The sequence below is a fragment of the Desulfopila sp. IMCC35006 genome (assembly GCF_005116645.1).
In the GTDB taxonomy this organism is placed as follows: Bacteria; Desulfobacterota; Desulfobulbia; order Desulfobulbales; family Desulfocapsaceae; genus Desulforhopalus_A.
The window spans coordinates 143,150-160,728 of sequence record NZ_SWCM01000011.1 but is presented as its reverse complement, the minus strand read 5'-3'; the positions used below and the strand labels follow the sequence as shown (position 1 = coordinate 160,728).

At 53.5% G+C, this 17,579-nt stretch carries 17 protein-coding genes; all 17 read right to left on the bottom strand.

What is annotated here, in order from left to right; all coding sequences use genetic code 11:
- Positions 1 to 28: 28 nt before the first annotated feature.
- The 17 genes from FCL47_RS17735 to FCL47_RS25710 all read right to left on the bottom strand — a co-directional run bounded on the left by FCL47_RS17735 (position 29) and on the right by FCL47_RS25710 (position 17,207).
- Complete coding sequence (locus tag FCL47_RS17735) at positions 29 to 751, bottom strand: PASTA domain-containing protein (RefSeq protein ID WP_136814880.1); 723 nt, start codon at positions 749 to 751, stop codon at positions 29 to 31.
- A 14-nt stretch (positions 752 to 765) separates the two neighbouring features.
- On the bottom strand, positions 766 to 2,373 hold the full coding sequence (locus tag FCL47_RS17730) for a hypothetical protein (RefSeq protein ID WP_136814878.1): 1,608 nt from the start codon (positions 2,371 to 2,373) through the stop codon (positions 766 to 768).
- 8 nt (positions 2,374 to 2,381) lie between these two features.
- Complete coding sequence (locus FCL47_RS17725; protein ID WP_136814876.1) at positions 2,382 to 4,196, bottom strand: baseplate J/gp47 family protein; 1,815 nt, start codon at positions 4,194 to 4,196, stop codon at positions 2,382 to 2,384.
- Positions 4,197 to 4,198: 2 nt separating this feature from the next.
- Positions 4,199 to 4,666, bottom strand: coding sequence for a GPW/gp25 family protein (locus tag FCL47_RS17720; RefSeq protein ID WP_136814875.1), 468 nt, complete (start codon positions 4,664 to 4,666; stop codon positions 4,199 to 4,201).
- Complete coding sequence (locus FCL47_RS17715) at positions 4,663 to 4,998, bottom strand: hypothetical protein (protein ID WP_136814873.1); 336 nt, start codon at positions 4,996 to 4,998, stop codon at positions 4,663 to 4,665. Before FCL47_RS17715 ends, FCL47_RS17720 begins: the two co-directional genes overlap by 4 nt.
- A gap of 54 nt (positions 4,999 to 5,052) precedes the next feature.
- The gene (locus FCL47_RS17710) at positions 5,053 to 5,703 is read right to left on the bottom strand and encodes a hypothetical protein (protein WP_136814871.1); all 651 of its coding nucleotides are present in this window, start codon (positions 5,701 to 5,703) and stop codon (positions 5,053 to 5,055) included.
- The gene (locus tag FCL47_RS17705; protein WP_136814870.1) at positions 5,700 to 6,665 is read right to left on the bottom strand and encodes a hypothetical protein; all 966 of its coding nucleotides are present in this window, start codon (positions 6,663 to 6,665) and stop codon (positions 5,700 to 5,702) included. Before FCL47_RS17705 ends, FCL47_RS17710 begins: the two co-directional genes overlap by 4 nt.
- Entirely contained in the window at positions 6,662 to 7,876 is a 1,215-nt protein-coding gene (locus tag FCL47_RS17700; RefSeq protein WP_136814868.1) for a hypothetical protein, read from the bottom strand. Before FCL47_RS17700 ends, FCL47_RS17705 begins: the two co-directional genes overlap by 4 nt.
- Positions 7,877 to 7,959: 83 nt before the next feature.
- A complete protein-coding gene (locus FCL47_RS17695) occupies positions 7,960 to 8,454 on the bottom strand; it encodes a hypothetical protein (RefSeq protein ID WP_136814866.1) in 495 nt (164 codons plus the stop codon).
- A 4-nt stretch (positions 8,455 to 8,458) separates the two neighbouring features.
- Positions 8,459 to 8,959 (bottom strand): hypothetical protein, encoded by a 501-nt coding sequence (locus tag FCL47_RS17690; protein WP_136814864.1) that lies wholly within the window; start codon positions 8,957 to 8,959, stop codon positions 8,459 to 8,461.
- A 64-nt stretch (positions 8,960 to 9,023) separates the two neighbouring features.
- A complete protein-coding gene (locus tag FCL47_RS17685) occupies positions 9,024 to 10,454 on the bottom strand; it encodes a phage tail sheath C-terminal domain-containing protein (RefSeq protein ID WP_167496549.1) in 1,431 nt (476 codons plus the stop codon).
- Entirely contained in the window at positions 10,447 to 11,304 is an 858-nt protein-coding gene (locus FCL47_RS17680; RefSeq protein WP_136814861.1) for a hypothetical protein, read from the bottom strand. The genes FCL47_RS17685 and FCL47_RS17680 overlap by 8 nt, the downstream gene beginning before the upstream one ends.
- Positions 11,301 to 14,564, bottom strand: a complete 3,264-nt coding sequence (locus FCL47_RS17675) for a hypothetical protein (protein ID WP_136814859.1) — start codon at positions 14,562 to 14,564, stop codon at positions 11,301 to 11,303. Before FCL47_RS17675 ends, FCL47_RS17680 begins: the two co-directional genes overlap by 4 nt.
- Complete coding sequence (locus FCL47_RS17670) at positions 14,561 to 15,154, bottom strand: hypothetical protein (protein WP_136814858.1); 594 nt, start codon at positions 15,152 to 15,154, stop codon at positions 14,561 to 14,563. Before FCL47_RS17670 ends, FCL47_RS17675 begins: the two co-directional genes overlap by 4 nt.
- A gap of 239 nt (positions 15,155 to 15,393) precedes the next feature.
- Positions 15,394 to 16,260 (bottom strand): DUF72 domain-containing protein, encoded by an 867-nt coding sequence (locus FCL47_RS17665; RefSeq protein ID WP_136814857.1) that lies wholly within the window; start codon positions 16,258 to 16,260, stop codon positions 15,394 to 15,396.
- Between the two features lie 132 nt (positions 16,261 to 16,392).
- Entirely contained in the window at positions 16,393 to 16,911 is a 519-nt protein-coding gene (locus FCL47_RS17660; protein WP_136814856.1) for a cupin domain-containing protein, read from the bottom strand.
- A 71-nt stretch (positions 16,912 to 16,982) separates the two neighbouring features.
- Entirely contained in the window at positions 16,983 to 17,207 is a 225-nt protein-coding gene (locus FCL47_RS25710; RefSeq protein WP_205747355.1) for a DUF3303 family protein, read from the bottom strand.
- Positions 17,208 to 17,579 lie beyond the last annotated feature (372 nt).

Here is a 17,579-nt window from a genome sequence, read left to right as displayed (position 1 = left end):
GGAATTAAGATCGTTGGGTATCGCTCAGCTACGCTCCGGTTTTGCGGTTGCGCTGCTCCATGGTCAGGCCGTATTCAGCAAGTTTCGCTGCTGCCGCGTTTGGTGCCAGGCCGGTGACATCAGGCACCTGGACCATGCCGGTTATTTCCACTTCCGCGGCAATGACCAGACGGAGGCGTTCCACCGCCGGATTTATCACCGTCCCCTTGGCCGGCAGCTGATACAGAACAACCATATTGGCCGGGGCATCATCCACTGCGTGATTTTTTCCCGCCGAGTCAAGAATTTTGGCGATGGTCATACCCTGCGCGGCCAGACTGCTTTTTGCCTGGCTGAGCTTGATGCCGAAAACATCCGGCACCACCTTCCCGTCCAGAGTCAGCCCCACGGAAACAGCAGTATCATCAGGGTACGACACTTCAAGACTGGTCAGCTTATAATCCGGTGCGGTAATATAGAGATCCCATTTGCCCGCGCCAATACCGATGATGGTGTGGGCATCGCGTCCGGGAAAAGGCTGGGCGGCGCGGATGGCCCTGCCGGTATCTTTATTCACGGCAACAATTTCAGCCCCGGGGATCTTTTGATCGGCTTGACCGGCCACGTGTACAGTCACCTGCAGTTCTCCACTGCCGATGGCATTTATGGCATCGCGAAGCAAGCCAAGCGAATCTAAGATCTCGTTCCACGCATCGGCTGTTATGGGCCTTCCTGCTTCAACTTGTGCGAGTGCTGGGAGTTCAACTGTCATTGTAGTTTTCCTTGTCAGCTAGTCGGTTGAGGGGAACCGGTATTCCACAGGCGACTGCCTGCAGTGATTGATTTGTAGGACTGAGGTGAATCAGCATCGGTAATATATCCGTAGGGCAGCTGCCATAAATCGGAAGCATATTGTATATCCAGGCTGATGCCTGCGGCCCTGTGCCGATCAAGCAGCGTGCGAAGACGCTGGGCCAGGGTCGGTTCGGCCGACTCGATGTGCAAATCGTAGCTTGCAAATCGTGAAGGCAGCCAGACAATGACTTTAAACGCTTCTCTTTCCTGCCACGCAAAACCTATGAGCGCCGCAGCATCTAGTGCTCCTGCTCCTGTTGTATCCAGGGCAAAAAGAGAGGTATTATAGTGTCCGGCACTGTAACTTTCTATGGCTGCCTGGTCTGCCGGAGGCACCGTTGTTCTGGTACCGAAATGGGCAATTCGGACAAAAAACTGCAGGTTTGTTGCACCCACGGCAAGGGTGATGGCCGGAGACAATCCTCCCATGTGGGGCAAATCGGCAGAAAACCCCTCTTCGACCGGTTCTGTCGTCACAAACACCCCGCACTGGCCATGGGGGGTGGTGCCGTGTTCGTTGCAGAAGGCAAAATCGGTTGCTGAAGCCTTGGTCAAACCGGTGTTTTCAGCAAAAACAGCGCCCGAAAAGGCAAAGGCCTGCGTGTCGGTTGCAGCACCGTCGAGCAGAACACGTCCGTCGGCGGTAAACTCCAGAGTTTGTCCGTCGCCGACCATGCCCGCATAATACAGACCATGGCCTTTACTGGTGTCAACGAGCATGGGATAGCAGGTACGATCCTCAATGCCGGTGATGGCAATGGCGACCGGCACCGGGTCAAAGCCGTTGCGCAAAATTTTTCGTTTGCCCCTGTGGACAAATTCCTCAGGCGCAATTGTTGTTTTCTTGAAGGGGTTTTCCTCGAGAGCCAGCCAGTCGTCAGTGGTTGCGGGCGCGGCCCCTGCTGCATCTTTTGGCGGCAGGGTAAGGAGATCGCGGCAATGGGCAATATGCCAGTAGTCGTCGCCGACATGGGAAATAGCATCCACCCTGAGGTGAAGATAGGCACCACAGGCTTCCAGCAGACTGCGGACACTGCCGTTTCCGGCCCGGTGTATCCGGATCAGCTGTTGTATCTGATAACGAAGAATACCCAGGCATGAGGTATAGCCGGTCAGCTCGCGCAGTGGTTCCACGAGGGCTGAATAATCGAGGGCATAGTCGCCGAGATCGGCCAGGCCAAGTAGTTTACGCAGGGTGGTGACGGCATCTTCCCGGTCTTCTGCAGCAGCGCTTTCATCACCGAGAATGGTGGCCACACCATTCAGGGCGTCGCTGCGCAGACGAACGATATCAAATCGGATCGGCCGCAGATCGTGTAAGCCCGCCAGGAGCAGCAAGTCGCGCATTTCATCAGCCTGACCGAGACGATGGGACTTGCGGACCTGACCGACCTGCATGGTCTTGATGTCCAGTTCCCTGGCCAGACTGTTGACAACCTGGGCAAAAACCTTGTCTTCCCTGGTGAGGTCAAGATGGCGCGGGAACCTCGACAAAATAGTCGTTGCCCGTTTGCTTATCAGTTTTTCGCTGATTATCATGAATCCCCCTATTCTGCGGTATCGGCCACCGTTACCACGCGCACCCATGGCTGCTGATCCTTGTCAACACGTATACTGACATCGCTTTGCTTCAGACGCAGCCCTTCTTCCAGAAATTCCGCTTTGAACGACAATGAAGACACGGTAAAATTACCCGACCCTTCCAGGGCTGTTGTCAAAGAGGCGGCAGTAATCTCCATTGGCCTGGTTTCTGCCGCAAGAGAAGTATTGATCAGGGTGATGATCTCATCACGGACCCTGCCCAACTCCGTCTGGGCATCGTCTATGGTCCGCAGGTCAAGTCGGGTTACCGTCACATCAAGATCCAGAGCAACGAGACTGCCGCGCATGGTAACGGTCAGATTTTCTTCTTTGAGCTGTGGTCTCGTCGCAAGCTTTGGCTGCAGATTCTTTCGTCTGGGCTGTCCTGCCACGCCAAGATCAAAAATTTCCAGGGCCACATCAAAAACCCCTTCCACCTCCATTACCTTACTCAACACCCTGTTATGGATAACCGGGTCATCAATCCCCAGGCTGGCAATGTGATCGAGTACCGCTTTTTTCACCTTGTCTTTTATCTGTGCTTTCTGGGTGCTAGTCAAAGCGGCATCAACCGGCATCAGCGAAAGAGAGACGGCAACCGGGGTCCAGATGGAGTCCGCGGTGACCGCTGCAGCCCCGGAAGAGGAGCTGTCTTCAGTCGCATCAAGCGCATCATCATCAACCGGCAGTTCAGCCGGCGGCGATACCTTGAGATTGTGCTGAATACGTATCCCCGCGGGTTTGTATTCGTTGATAAGCTCCACTGCCCGGGCGGCCTTCTGTTCTGTCAAATCGGCGGCAATGGTTATGCGGACCACTCCGGGATGATTGAGGTGATCTTCCTTAATGCCGATGTCCTCTTCCCGGACCCCCTCGAGGGTCATAAGCGCTCCGACAAGGGCGCGCGTTGAAGCGCGCCCCGAGGTTTCCAGAGCTCTTACCGCCCGGCGGCGCAGAACAGCATCCTCTTCCCTGCCTCCTCTGAAATCAAGTGCCTGGGGATTGGTAACGGTCTCAATGCCCAGCACCGGTCGGTGAATGACAGTTAAAGATCCGGCTTTGGCTTTCCCTTCGCTTCCTTCTAAGGTGCTGCGGACACGTATGGAAACAGAAAGAGTGCCGGCGCGGAGAATCGCCTGCTCTAACGTTTCGACAGTTACCGGCGGAACGTCAGCCGTGGACACCAGACTGCCTAACGGAACAACAATATCCGCCGGGGCAGGTGTTGTGCGCGAGAAAACAACGTCGCCCGCCGCATATTTCTGATCCCTTCGGGTTATACCAACCAGGGCGGCCACCTGGTCAAGATCCCTGTTTTCAGCTGTTTCGAGAAAGGCTGCCCGGTATATTGTCTCCAGCTGCCGGGACAGCACGGCATATTCCCTGGCAAAGCTTTCGGAAAGAGTCCGCAGGATACTGCCCGGATTGCGGTCAGTCAGCAGAGTCTGTCTTTTGTATCCCGGTTTGGTCTCGTAGCTGACATAAAAACGACTGCCCGGGTCAGGGGATACCGGCACACCGCTTCCTGAAGCCGCCGTGTCAAGCCAGCTGATGACTCCGGCACTGTCTAAACTGTAGTCTTTATCAAGGACAAATCTTTTAAAAGATCCATCGGCAATACCGTGCAGCCGGACGGTATCAAGCAGGTACTGGTCACCTGCCGACAGGCGGGGCGTACTCGTTGTTGCAGGATAAACAAACTCTTCCCGAACAGTGCCACCGGTCAGCGCCGTTACCAGGTCATCGACAAAAACACCATATGGTTCTGCAGCAAAGCTCATTGCTATAACTCCAGGCTAAATGGCACAATAAGGTTTCGTGGTGCGTCTATTTCAATAATTTTCGCCATGATGGTGACCCGGACGGTAGACCGTTCCGACGGGTCCCGCGTTACCTGACAGTCAAGCACCTTCTCCAGGCGCGGTTCATGGGACAGGGCTTCAAGGATGTAGAGTTTAATAAGATTGCGCGTCCGCTCCACATTGGGCTCGCCAATCAATTCATGATGACGGCTGCCATACTGGGGGTGCCCCAGGGAGGTGAGTTCTCCTTTCTGCGTTTTCAGGCGGTTAATCAACATCTGGTCAATGGCATCAAGACCTTCGGCGACCGCCAGATCATTGCCCCGGCGCACCTGCCGGTTGATTTCCTGATCCGCATCCTCCCACCATCCGGAAGGCCCGCTAAAGCTGAGCTTTAAATCGCTGCCCATTCTTTTCATGCGTTTATCAAGTGCGGCTCCGTTCATCATGGCGCTCCTGTATCAGTAACGTAAGGGGCCGCCGGCGGCCCGAGTATCATCATAACCCCCGGTCCGGACGGGATTTTATCGCCCATGCGCACCAGTCTCTGGTTGCCCGCGGTAACCGATTGGGACATGCCCACGTTGCCAACGGGCAGCATATAGGGGACGCCGGTGATGGAATTGATCATCTGACACATGGAACCGGCGGTGGCGAGCGGCATGGATCCGGCGGTAAGATGACTCTGCAGGATAGTGACGATCACCCCGGAATCGGGTGGACCGGCAACCCCCGGAGTGAGGATGACAGCACAGCCTATGGTGACAGGACTTCCTGGCATAGTTCCTCTCCTGTAGCAACCTGAAAATATCAGACTGTTACGAGTCCATCTCGTTTAAGCCGGGCTGAAATCAGTCATGCCGGCCAGTTTTATGGTGGGACCTTTCACCTTGGTCCCCGCCTGTCCCTCAATATTGACGTTTTTACCTTTCACGTTCACATCCCCTCCGGCCTCAAGGTTGAGGGCACCTGAGGCATTGACGGAGATGTCACCCCCGGCCTTGATAGAGACAGCGCCATCCGCCTCAACGGTAATGGTTGTTGACCCCATGGACACTTCGAGCTGCCCGTCAAGCAATGTCAGGCTGTTGCCGCTGGGAAGCTCAATATATAAGCGACGCATGGCGTCGTCGGCGTCGTCCGGCACCTGGTAAACAATTTCTTCCGGAGCGGCATCGGGAGCCCGGTTCTGTTCGTCATAGAGAAAACCCAGCACAATCGCTTTGTTTATATCGCCGCTGACAAAGGCCATCACCGCAAGGTCGTCGACCCGCGGCGCATGGGACATGCCGAGACGGCTTATCATCACCGGTATTTTCTGCAGCTCGCAACCACTGCCCTGCAGACGGATGTTGACCGAAATATTATCATCGCCTGCCCCCCCTTCGTTGGTAAAAACCTGGGTGACAATGCCCAGCTGTACATCCTGCTTCTCTTTGATCTGATCGCGGATGATTGTCCGCAATGCCGGGATAATTGCGCTCATGATGCTCCTCCCAGATGCAAGATGGTGGTAAATCCATTTTGCCCGTCCAGTCGGTGCTGCACGCTCAGCACCCTGGCATTGATCGTGTCCTGATCCGGAACATCGGCCAGGTCAACGGTGTCGCCCGGCCTGATTGCACCGTTGCCGGTAATAAGCGCCCTGCCGGTAAACAAAGATCGTGTCATTCGGGCAGCCGAGGCGTCCGCCGCTTTCCCGGCTGCGTCGCGGTCCCTGAGGGCGCCGTCAATGATTGCCGGTCCGTCAGGCGTCTCGCCTGCCGGTTCCCGCAGACAGATATGCCATTTGTCGCTGCCCAGTTCACTGCCCGCCCCAGCGGGAGCATATTGCTGCCTGACGCCAGTGTCCCTTTGCCGGCCAGCCTGCAGCGAAAGTATCTCGGCACTAAAGCGCAGATTATGGCTCAGGCCTCCGCTGCCAGCCGGTCGGACAGTGAGCGCACCCGTTTCATCACAGAGGACTTCACAGCCGCCCATCCGCGCCAGGCGGTTGATATGCCACCATGCGGAACGCTGCTCGGTTACATGCCATATCTTCACCGTTATCGAGGCGTCAATGACCCCTGTCGCCACCTCTGCCTGCCCGGCAAGATCCTTGATAATATCGGCAATGGTCTGGTCCTGATAGGCCTGGGCGCCATAAAAACTCGACAGAGGGCAGGTGTCAGCCAGCACTTCAAGGATCACCCCGGTCAGCTGTTGCTCCACCCTGCTGACAATGCCGCTCAGCACAGCAACCTCAGCATCAGCTGCGCCAAGAGATATCAGACATGCCGCGTCAGGCTGGACATTTCGTAAAGGCGAGAGATGGCTGCAATGGATAATTGCCTGATCATGGACCGCACCCAGGCAAAGTTCCAGGTCCATGGAGCGCAGCGCGGCTTCAGCGCCGGTGTAATCAGCCCCGTCAACAGTAATAGTGCATGCCGGCCGGAAAAGACTCATGGCTCCTCCTCTATCCCGTGGCGCCGCATCTCTCTTTTCAAGACACGCTCCAGGGTCTCTGCGAAAACATGATCCGTGTCAAGCGGGCTTTGCTGTTCTCTAACAATACTGTTCCACGCACCTTTTGCTGCCGACAGATCTGTGTTCTGCCGAAAAGGAACCGCTGTTGTTTCTCTGGTGTTTTTTTCAGCAGACGGGGAGCCAGACTGCCACTTTCGGACCAACTGTTCCAGTTGACTGGAAGGGTTTTCTGGTCGCAAAGAAGAGGACGATCCATGTTCCGGCTGGAAAAAAGGAGCTGTATTTCCACTGCCGGGAGCAGCAGTATGGAAGGGGCGGATTTCTCTGCTTCCTGTAGCTGTGTTTTCCTGGCCCCGCTCTTCTGGTCTTGAAGGCGATCGGTGTGGGGAAGTTGCGCCTGCAACGCCTCTTTTTTTATCCTGCCGGACAAGATTGGTCTCGTTCAGCCCGTCATCCGCCGGGAGTGGCGCAGCCCATTTTCTCAAGGTTTTTTCCGATACGAACGGCTCTAAATCCTTGTCCAGCAAGGCAGCGGCAGCGGTTTTGTGCCGGGGATGGTTGTCAAGCCAGCCTGTTCTTTCACCCTCCCGGGTCATGGCAGAAAAGGGGGAAGATGCGTTGCTCTGTCCTGGATCTGCAGAAAATCCAAGTCGCTGGCTGCCACCGGTCATCGCTTTTAATGACCGCAGTCCATTTTTTTCTTCGGCGGCAGGAATACCCTTGAAAGCCACGCTGCGGCTGCTTGTCTCTCCCTGCTTTTGCTCAATCGCCAGTTCCTGTTTGATACTCTCAAACAGTTTCTGCACGATCTGCTGGCTGTGCGAAGAGGAATAGGAGCCACCGGGGAGCTCGGGCGCAGTCTGTCTCCGGGTAAGGGGCGAAAGAGTCGATCCAGCCGGCTGGGATAATGCTTCTTGCCGGGGAGGCTGATGCAAGGGCAATGTTGCGCCAGCCTCTCTGGCAATATTTTCCTGCCGGCCGGGAACCTCGTCGCGGCGCTCTGCCACACGGCGAAGCAGGCCTCTGTCATCAGACAAAGAGAGTGTCCGGAGAAGATCATCGAGCGATGAACAGCGGCACAGCGCGAATATCTGGTCAGAGCGCAGGAGCGCTGATACAATGTCGCCACTGTTTTCCATGCGCTGCAGGGTTGTGCGGCAAAGGCCGACCAGCTGTTCAATCTTCCTCATGCGTTTCTTGCTCCTGGTAGTCTGTCACGTACGTTCAGTACCCAACAAGCGAGTGTTCACTAGAATTGTGGTTTTCGTCCCGTTTACCGGGATACGTCGTTATCCTCCTGGTTATTGCCCAGCATTTCCAGATACAGAAGAATCTGGCCCATGGTCAATCCGGCACATTGCTCAGGCGTCCAGCCAAATTCCCTGGCCAGGATAAAACATGCCTTGGCCAGAGGCGCCTGTACCGTCTGGTGCAGTTCATCTCCTGCTATGCCCAGACCGCTGATGCGGTTAACCTCCTGCAGCAGAAACTGGACCAGGCCTGCATGGAGATGATTGACCTGGTCGATGGTCATTTGCGGAGCAACCAGCGCCTGCTGCACCATAAGCACCGAGGACAGGTAGCTCTGATTCTGCGCCGCTTTCTGAATGCGCTGCAGGTCGATCAGGCGCAGCGGTCGCAGCTCTACCGTGTCCGGCTCCGACGGGGATTCATTGCCCGTTGCAGCGGGATGAAGGATATGGGCCGGAATGGTGATACTATGGGTTATTTCCGCTGAAAAGAGCAGATCTTCCGTTGTTAAGGTCATAGTATTATGCCGACTGATCCTCCGCGCTTATCCATAGAGCCTTGAAAGATACCTGTTCAAGGACAAAATCATCTTCCGGCATGGAGTAATTCCAGGTGTTCAATTTTACTCCGTGTACGGTGATGTTGGCCGCATTGCCGGGAATGGCCTGGTTTTCGTGGCGCAGACTGAGATTAAAACTCGGGCTGACAAAGGCACTTGCCGGCCTGTTGGTATTTGCGCCATCACCGAGCATCAGCTTCAGCAGCGCACCGTTGATGTAGGCCCGGTTGATGGTCCCGGTAATGTTGACATTGCCCGGTCTGAGTTCGGAGGCGTAGCGCTGACCGAGCTCATGAAAAGGCCGCATATCGGAATGGACCTGGATGGTCACCCCGGTTGCTCTGCCGATGGGCGAGAGTTCATACGTGTCGGCCACTGTTTTGGCGGCATCGCCTTCTGGGCCTGATTCCACAGCCACGGTTATTGCTCCGTCAAGTCCGGTGTAAACGTTAGTATTCGGCATGATTGACTCCTAATATTTTGCAGTGGTAAAACATCAAGGCACATGAGGCCACATGGGAAATGGTTTATTCGAGATTCATTGTTACCCGGATAAAATCAATCGAGAATGTCGGTTTGAGCGTCATGGTCACCGCGGCAATGCCATTTATTTCCTGGCTGCGGGTGGCCGTTACGTCCAGTTCATAACCAACGAGCATTTCATCCATCAACATCTGGGACAGGAATCCGTCCAATGTGGCTTTAAGCGCCGCCCGCACTCTGGCATTATTCAGCCTGCCGATATAGGGATCGGCCCCTTTGCGTACCCCGGCCTTGGCATAATCGACGACGCGCCTGATGGAAATTTGCTTGAAAGGCCCATCCTGGCTGGTAATGGCCCGGACAATCTGCCTGCCGAATTTTGTCCGTACGAGCAGGACGCCTTTATTCAGCAGTTTCTTGGTGACGGTTTCATTATATTGCTCACTGAGATCTTTGATGGAAACGTCCTTATTGGTCATGCTGATATGGGGGGCAAGAGTGGAAAGCTTGCCGCCGATGATCGCGGCAAGATAGGCCGGCGGATACGTGACCTCCTTTTTATTGAACGGGTCGTCAGTCTTCATGCCCGGAGCCACCAGCACAATCCTGTCATCGTTGACTGCATCGGCATCCGTTTCGACGGTTGAGGCGGTGCTTGCACTGGCACCAAGAATGGCAATGCGCTCTTTCCCGACATTTTCCGTTCGTTCAAGATGGGCGCCGACCTTGTCACCGCCGCTCTTTACATCAAATCCGCCAACAAGCAGAATGTTGACCGGCTCGTTTTCCAGGACGGCCAGTCCCTCCTCCAGATCAACGCCGCTGACATTGGCGTGATCCAATCCGGCAGTGCCATCGCCGCCGTCAGCATTTTTGTTCAGCGGTCTGCTCGTTGCCGGACGAAGGGCGTCGCCGGCATTCACGGCATCCGACACATCCACCAGCATGCTTTCAGCTTTGATCTGGGCGTGTATTTCTCCGATATTCAGCCCTTCATAAACCTCTTTGATATTTCGGTATTTCAGGGCCAGAACGTAGGTTTTTCCGCCCCCTTTGAGGGTTACCTCGGTCACTGAATAACTGATCTGGTTACCGTAGGTGCCGGCTTCTTTGGCCGTCATGGTGAAATCGGCTGGGGTTGCAGCATTGACGCTGTGGATTATTCCCGCTGCTTTTACCGGATCACCGTTGGCAATCCGGACGGCAAAAACATTTTTACCGCCCCCCTGAAAAGCCATCTGGGCAGTACGAACCAGGGTTAGTTTATTTTCCGTGGCCCAGTCGTCGGGCTCGCCGAAAAAATCAAGGGCTTCAGCATAATTGCCGATAGCATACACGGTGTTTTTCTTGCCCTTTGCCGCTGTACCAACAATCCCGATGTTTCCCGTGGCGATGCCTCCGACACCGATCAGCCCTTCAGCTCTGACTTCAATGTAGGTTCCCGGCAGGATCATTTCGCTTATGGATTCACTCATGATTATTCCTCTTGGTGATAGAAAACTGTTCCGGCCCCATCGCCGACCAAACATCTATGATTTGGATTGGACCACCGCCTGTACTGATAACTGGTTGTTCATGATCAAAGGTAAAACTGTACCGTACTGTTCGGAACATGGTCTGCCCCTTGGGGACAGCCGGTTTTTCAATTGCCCCCCAGGCAACGGGAGAGAGTCTGGTTAATCCTTTCATGATATTGTACGTTTTACGGGAAAGGACTGTTAAAATTTCATTGCTCAGTTGTTCGGTATCTGTTGCTCCGGCTGCATACATCTCAACCTGCAGCAGACCTGAGCACCGCGAAGTTTCCGCCTCCCACTGCCCAATGCGGTAAAGGATGACGAGTGTACCGACCCCCGGCAGTGCAGCACCAAATTCCAGGAGACCGGTGCGTGTGCTCAGCCGGCATTGACCGTCCTGCGGAGGACTCTGGACAACGCTCATCTCTGTGCCGTCAAGGGTGACCGTGACATCACTTTGCTCAAGAAATTCGGGCCTTGCGCCGTCCCGGTCAACCAGAGGTTGATGAGGGATCTGCAGGGTCGTCCGGTCATCGCTGAGCAGCTTGACCGCCTCATTATCCGGAAAAACAACCACCGGGTCTGCCAAATCCACAGTCAAGGCAAGCTGCATGGAGCCTTGCACCAGATTACCGGGGTTTCCGCCAACCCCTACCTTGCTGCACTGCAACTCCAGCAGAGACAGGGTGACAGCCGGAAGTTCGTTTACCGTGTTCGGCCGCACCACCCCTACTGTGGTCAGGGGTGTCACCACCTGGCTTTGCAGAAAAAGCACCAGGCTGTTGACAAAAGACTGCAGGGCAATCACGGCAGTGCTCCCTGCAGCCTGGTAAAGGCGTCGCCAGTCTCAGTCAAACCTGCATCAAGCTGCTCTTTAATGGCATCAAGCTCCTCAAGTACCGGCTGCAGGGCCTCTTTAACATTGAGCTGTGCGGCGAGCTTGAGGATCCGCTGGTACTGTTCCAGCAGGCCGGCAAACATGACTGAAGGCCTGAGCAGGCTGTCCGAACCAAGCAGTTCTTCCGCTTCTCCTTTAAATTCATCGATTGCTGCCCGAACGGCACCAAAGGGGTCAAACCCTTCAATACCGCTCCGCAGACTGTCAAACGCATCAAGAGGCTCAGCCAGCAGCACACTTGGCCTGAACGCCATAAGTTCATGGCGTATCTGCGTATGGACCGCCTTTAATTCATCGCTTATGAGCTGAATATTAATCGTGTTGAGCAAAGTCTGTATCTGACTGACCGCGTCTTTAACCGGGCTGACAAGAGCACTGACAAGCTCGCCTATTTTAGCCTTCAGTGCCTCAACCACTGCCGTAAAAGGTTCAAGCGCCGTACCGGGCCGGAGTGCAGCCAGTATTTCCCCGACAATAACCATTAATGGTTTGCCTACGGGATCAACACCAAAGCGTCGAACCAGGACGATCAGTTTCCATTGCACATCGGTAAGCGGTTGCCAGCTAGTGTGCAGGGCCTCTCCGGCAGAGGTTATCTGGCTGAACCCGGAAGTCTCAAGTCGTTGCAGGGCTTTGATGGTGTTGTCGATTTTCATCCGGTAGGCGGGGAGATTGGCGCTAATGCCAGCCAGCAGGTCGTCAGGAGCACTGGCTGCCAGGGAAAGCTCCAGCCCCAGGCGCAGGGGGTGTTCGGCGGGAAGGGCGGCAACCGCCTGCCTGATGCCACGGTAAGTGGGCATGATTTCGGCCACCACCAGGTCCGGCTGCAGGCTGTCCACCACCGCCAGGGTCGATTGCAGTTTACCAAGACTATCGCCAATGAGGGCATGGACGGTTTCGACCCCGTCTTCCGCCCCTGAAATCCAGCGCAGTACTGTGTTGTACGAGGAAGATCGCAGTGCAACCGAACCGCTCAGCAGTCCGGCAATAAAGCCTCCCATGACGGTCGAACTCCCCGCATCGTTGCCCAGGGAACGAAGCATGGAGGTATACATGGCATCAATTTCACTAATAAGTTTAGTGAAATCAAGTTTGTCCAGCCACTGGGCGACCTGCTGCTCCAGGGTATCAATATGATTGGCCCAGCCGTCTATGCCGGTAAGTTCGATGATACGCCGGCGAAAAGCGTCCACTTCTTCTCCAACAGGGGCCAGCAGAGGTTCCGGGTCACACCCGTCATAGTAAGAGATAATATCGTCGAACACACCGTCAATGTTCGCCACGACCAGTTCTCTGATATCGATCTGCAGGATACGCTCTTTCATATCATCAATGACATCGGTGACCGGTTTGAGTATTTCTTCCGGATTTATCGCCTGGATTGTCGCCAGCATGGGATCGAAGTATTCTTTTTCCAGCTCCTCCAGCTTTTCCTCGGGATCATGCTGCTGGAGAAAGGCGACGATCTCCTGGGCCATGCGGTCTATTTCCCCGAGAATATCTTCATCCACCCTGTCGAGGATCTCTTCGAGTTTTACAATAAGTATCTGTCTTACATCCCTGTCAAAATCAATACTTTTTACCGGCTGCACCGCATTCTGCAGATCAGCCTCCATATCTTCAGGCAGCAGTTCAACGGGAACCGCATCAATGATGGAACTCACCGTATCCATGGCATCGACAGCTGTATCGAAATAAGGATCGAGGTCTATTTTTTTAAGCGCATCAACCACCGCCGCAATCCCCGTCTGCATCCCTTTTATGAGTGATTCCATATCAAGGGCAACCAGAACTGCTTCAACTTGTGCAAAAGCATCGGCAACTTCTCCCGCACCGCTCTCTATGCCTTCCTTGACATTTCTGACCGCAGTCACCGCCAGACCCATAGCCTCTTCAATGGTAGTGCTGATTCCGGCGATGAATGACTCCAGCTGGTCGATAGCCTGAACAACGGGACGCAGGGTTGCCGAGATGGTTTCGGCTATTCCGGCCAGATTAAGGCCGTCAATAAGCTGGCGAACCTGCTCGAAAGCAGATCGTATGGCACCGGTGGCTACGGCCAGGGCGTTATTGAGATCGCTGACAACCGTGGTTACCTGGCCAACAGCATTTGTTACGGGTGCGATCATGCTTTCAACGGGCAAGGCGTTGACCTGTGCTTCAAGATCCTCAGCCAGACCCTGCATCTCCAAGACAACACCATCAAGGGAGACGGCAGGAGTGCCGAAATCGGCGGGAAGTTTTTCCGTCAGCCAGTCCCGCAACGCAGTCGACAGGGCTCTGGCCGGGTCAAGGCTTGTATTGAGCAGGGTATTGGAGACGGAATCAATGGTCTGTTCAAGGGCATCAAGCCCCGCCGTACTTAACGCCGCATCACCAAATCCGAGCCCTTTTTGCAGGCTCCCGGCAAATACATTGATATCATTTAAAAACTCTTGAACCTGCCTGGTCAACCGGTCAATGGCCGCGCGGTCATCTGCGTTAGCCGCACTGATTTGAGCGGCTAGGGTTGAGTTAGATTTCCAGCCGATGAGGCGAAGCCGTTGGCTCTCTATTTCATGGGGTACGATGAGATCATTTATACTTGCGGAGACTTCGGCTGTTTTTTCAAAACTTGCATGCAGACTCATCAGCGAACCAAGCACCTTCAGGGCGACAGTGACACCGTCCAGCCTGCTGAGAATGTTGCCGGCTTCAGTGGCAAGGTTGATCGGCAGCAGTGATGACCCAAGGGCAAGAAGGTCGGACAGCCCGGAATCTCCGTTGAGATCAAAAACAGCTCTAATGGATTCATCAACACCGTCCAGGCCCAGGCGGTTGGCGGTATTGCTGTTGTCCGCGGCTTGCTGCAGCCGGGTGATCATGCCAGCCACATCAGCAGTCTCCAGCTGTCCTGCAAACTGCAGAACCGCGTTGACCGGATGCAGAATATTGTCAATGCCGGGCAAAGCAGCAAGCCCACCGAGTCCGGATTGCGCAACCGAAGAAACAGCCCCCGAAAGCGAGCTCAGATCGAGAGAGGCGAGCTGCCCGGTTATCCCCTCGGCCTGGCTTACATCAATACTCGGCGCAGAAACATCAAATCCGCCACTCATAACCGATTGCAGGGCCGTCGGTGTGAATCCGTCGCCCAGAGCCTCGGTGAGCGTATTGAGTAGGGTATTGCTCATCCGGTAAATTTCCTGTTAAAATCTTCAAGAAGGCTGCCTATGCCGGATACAGCCGAATCTGTACCGTCAAGTGCTGGCAGGAGAGGCTCTACAGGATTTCCAATCTCGGGGATCTGTATGAGAAGATCAGGCAGTTCCAGACCGTCCAGCCCCAGGCCGGCAAGCAGGTCCAGCTCGGGGTCAAGCTCAAGGCCCAGGTCATCAAACGCGGTTACAGGTTCAGGAGGTTCGACATACTGACGGAGGACAATACGATAGATAAGTGGGCGATCCCACTGGTTTTGTTCTTCAACTTCCAACTGTTCGATAATAACTTCTTCAAGCTCTGTCGCAGTGAGTATGTCTGCGACAAAGGGCACGGGTTCGGCGGTATTGAATTTTTCCCGAATTGCCTCAAAAAAATCGTCGCGGTTTTTATCCCCCTGTAAAGACCCAATAATCTCAACAACCAGACTTTCGGCTCCCAGATCCTGATGTAAATCTCCCACAAGACCAGGAACACCGTGGCAGGCAAGTCTTCTGCGCTCCAGACTCCGAATGGATTCAATAAATGGCAGCTCAAAACTGTCCAGCATGGGTTTTATTATCATCGTTATCTTCGTGAGTTATTGGGTTATACTTTACTCCTTATCAGCTGTATTTTTATTAACTATCTAACAATTTCATATAAGAACGCCAAAAGAAAAGTCAAGAAAATTAACGATGGTCATTTGGCCCCAAAATCAGGTTATTACCCGATAGATTATGGAGTTAGAAAACAGAGAAAAATGTACAAATATCCTTAGCCTGGGATAATCAGTAAAATATGTCCCCGGAGATCACCTGCAATTCACATCAACCTTTGCTCAATGCGCACGATGGTCCTCGGCGCCGATCCTTCAAAATGATTATTCACGAAAAGAAAGGTCTCGATCCGCCTGGATTGCAGATCCGACAACATCCCGACGAGTGACGCAATATCGTGGTCTCTGGGGGAAACAACCTGGCTCCAATCGTTCCCGGTTTGCTCCTCCATCCCCTTCCGATCAGGGCCGTGTAATCGAATCACGACCCGGCCTCTTACCTGTTCACGGTAGGTGTTATACAGATCAAAAACAGATGGCATGTAATAGCCCTGCAGAAAGACATGATACAGCCCCTGGGAGTTAAGAAAGCCAAAGTATTTTTCGTTCAGAAAATTCGGATTTCTTGTTTCGACAAAATAGTCCCGCCCGGCAGGTAATTGTTCGGCAAACTCAGCAAACCGGTCAAGGAACTGCGTGAGTCCGCCTGGCACCTTCTGCCGATTGAGGTATTCAAACTGAAAGATGAGAGGACCGATATTTTGGGAAATGGGCGCTAAGCTCTCCAGGAAGCGCTGCATCAGATCAACCGAAAGGTAGTGCGGGTTGGGGATCAGAGGATCGTTTTTCTGCTTCCGGTAATGGTGGGTCAGGGTGATGCTGTTCGGAACTTTAATGGCAAAGATGAAATTGTCCGGAACGGATTGGGCATACTCTTTCACAACTGACGGTTTAGGCAGCACCGCCTTATCGCCGCGAAACAACGACCAGAACCACTGGTCCACCTCGACCGTATGGTAGTGCCGGCTGTATTCCCGGAGATAATTGTAGGGTTTATGTGCCGGGTAGATCATGCCCTGCCAGGAATCATACTTCCAGGAACATGTACCAATGTGCAGGTTATGTTTGTCCATGGAATAAAAGTAAGACTCGAATGGGCTCCAGACAAATACTCGCAAAGCAAATTCTTTAGGGTGCACCGTTTTTGGGCAAAGATTGTAACTCTGCCGCAACACTGAAGAACGGAACCTGTTCGGTCGACAGGGTTATTCTCCCTCCCAGTAATCGAGCGATTCGCCTTCTCGCCCGACAAACATGAATCTTTGCGGTTGGCCGGCAGAACCTGCGGGGAACTCGGCAAGGACGCCAAACTTACCGGAATCGGGATACTCGGCTATCTCGGGTGACAGTCTGGTGCTGACCGCTAGATATCGCAATTCTTCCGCACCGGTATTGATAATTTGATGGGCGGTTTCCTTTCCCCCTGCCGGACAGGCAATTACATCACCTGGGCGGATGGGATAGATATTCAGACCGATGCGAATTTGACCGGTGCCTTGCAAAACATAGAACATCTCTTCGTTAACGCGATGATTGTGAAAGGGAAACGCCCGTTTTCCAGGCGGCACGGCGGTGATGTTGTATCCGAGCTGCCGAGCGCCGAGACGAGGGCCGATATACCCCATCTTTGCGTCGTAGCGTTCTGCTGACGACCCGGAGGGAGCAAATGCCGGTGGCCGCGGTTTCAGCTCGACATCATCAATGTTGATAATTGGCTTTGTCATGAAATGCCTCCAACTTTCTCGATACATTCCAGAGTAACAGCATGGGCGAAGCGAACCTGCCCCCTCTCCTGTTAATCTATGGGATAAAGTTCAAAATCGACAAGATCGTCCCATTTTCTGAACCATTCGGAAAACAACTCCGAGTCATTTGCTTCCATTAACTGGAAACAAATACTTTGATCTTTATTAACCCATGAATTCAGAAAATGTAAACCATCAGGCAATAACCTGCCTTGTACATGATACCTTTCATATATTTTCTCATAGCAGCCTTTTTTGTAATTTTCAACGACCATGTATTTTTTCATAGTATGATTAAATGCAGCTCATCAAAACAATAAGTCTTTATAATTATTAGCAGTATCTCAAATTCTCCGGGTAATCACTTTCCTTAAGAAGAACATCTAAATCTTTATCAGATATATCCGTTGCGGGTAAAAAATGTATCAAAAAATTTATCTTTCGAACGCCAAAATTTCTACGTGAGATCTGTTCAATCGGGCGTGACCGTCCATACCGATAGCGTGACCAGTAGAAATTTAATGGTCCCGCGTGTGTAACCAAATGATGGGGCAGCCGTTGATATTCAAGAGAGCAGAAATAGAAGCACCGACTTTCCTTAATTTGGATCTGCAGAGGAATCGGGCTTTGTATCTTTACAACAAACG

Coding starts and splice junctions, on each gene's coding strand:
- FCL47_RS17710 (WP_136814871.1), bottom strand. CDS start 5,703: ATGAGCGCAATTATCCCGGCATTGCGGACAATCATCCGCGATCAGATC.
- FCL47_RS17700 (WP_136814868.1), bottom strand. CDS start 7,876: ATGAGGAAGATTGAACAGCTGGTCGGCCTTTGCCGCACAACCCTGCAG.
- FCL47_RS17675 (WP_136814859.1), bottom strand. CDS start 14,564: ATGAGCAATACCCTACTCAATACGCTCACCGAGGCTCTGGGCGACGGA.
- FCL47_RS25710 (WP_205747355.1), bottom strand. CDS start 17,207: ATGGTCGTTGAAAATTACAAAAAAGGCTGCTATGAGAAAATATATGAA.
- FCL47_RS17730 (WP_136814878.1), bottom strand. CDS start 2,373: ATGATAATCAGCGAAAAACTGATAAGCAAACGGGCAACGACTATTTTG.
- FCL47_RS17695 (WP_136814866.1), bottom strand. CDS start 8,454: ATGACCTTAACAACGGAAGATCTGCTCTTTTCAGCGGAAATAACCCAT.
- FCL47_RS17705 (WP_136814870.1), bottom strand. CDS start 6,665: ATGAGTCTTTTCCGGCCGGCATGCACTATTACTGTTGACGGGGCTGAT.
- FCL47_RS17715 (WP_136814873.1), bottom strand. CDS start 4,998: ATGCCAGGAAGTCCTGTCACCATAGGCTGTGCTGTCATCCTCACTCCG.
- FCL47_RS17725 (WP_136814876.1), bottom strand. CDS start 4,196: ATGAGCTTTGCTGCAGAACCATATGGTGTTTTTGTCGATGACCTGGTA.
- FCL47_RS17660 (WP_136814856.1), bottom strand. CDS start 16,911: ATGACAAAGCCAATTATCAACATTGATGATGTCGAGCTGAAACCGCGG.
- FCL47_RS17720 (WP_136814875.1), bottom strand. CDS start 4,666: ATGATGAACGGAGCCGCACTTGATAAACGCATGAAAAGAATGGGCAGC.
- FCL47_RS17670 (WP_136814858.1), bottom strand. CDS start 15,154: ATGATAATAAAACCCATGCTGGACAGTTTTGAGCTGCCATTTATTGAA.
- FCL47_RS17665 (WP_136814857.1), bottom strand. CDS start 16,260: ATGGACAAACATAACCTGCACATTGGTACATGTTCCTGGAAGTATGAT.
- FCL47_RS17735 (WP_136814880.1), bottom strand. CDS start 751: ATGACAGTTGAACTCCCAGCACTCGCACAAGTTGAAGCAGGAAGGCCC.
- FCL47_RS17690 (WP_136814864.1), bottom strand. CDS start 8,959: ATGCCGAATACTAACGTTTACACCGGACTTGACGGAGCAATAACCGTG.
- FCL47_RS17685 (WP_167496549.1), bottom strand. CDS start 10,454: ATGAGTGAATCCATAAGCGAAATGATCCTGCCGGGAACCTACATTGAA.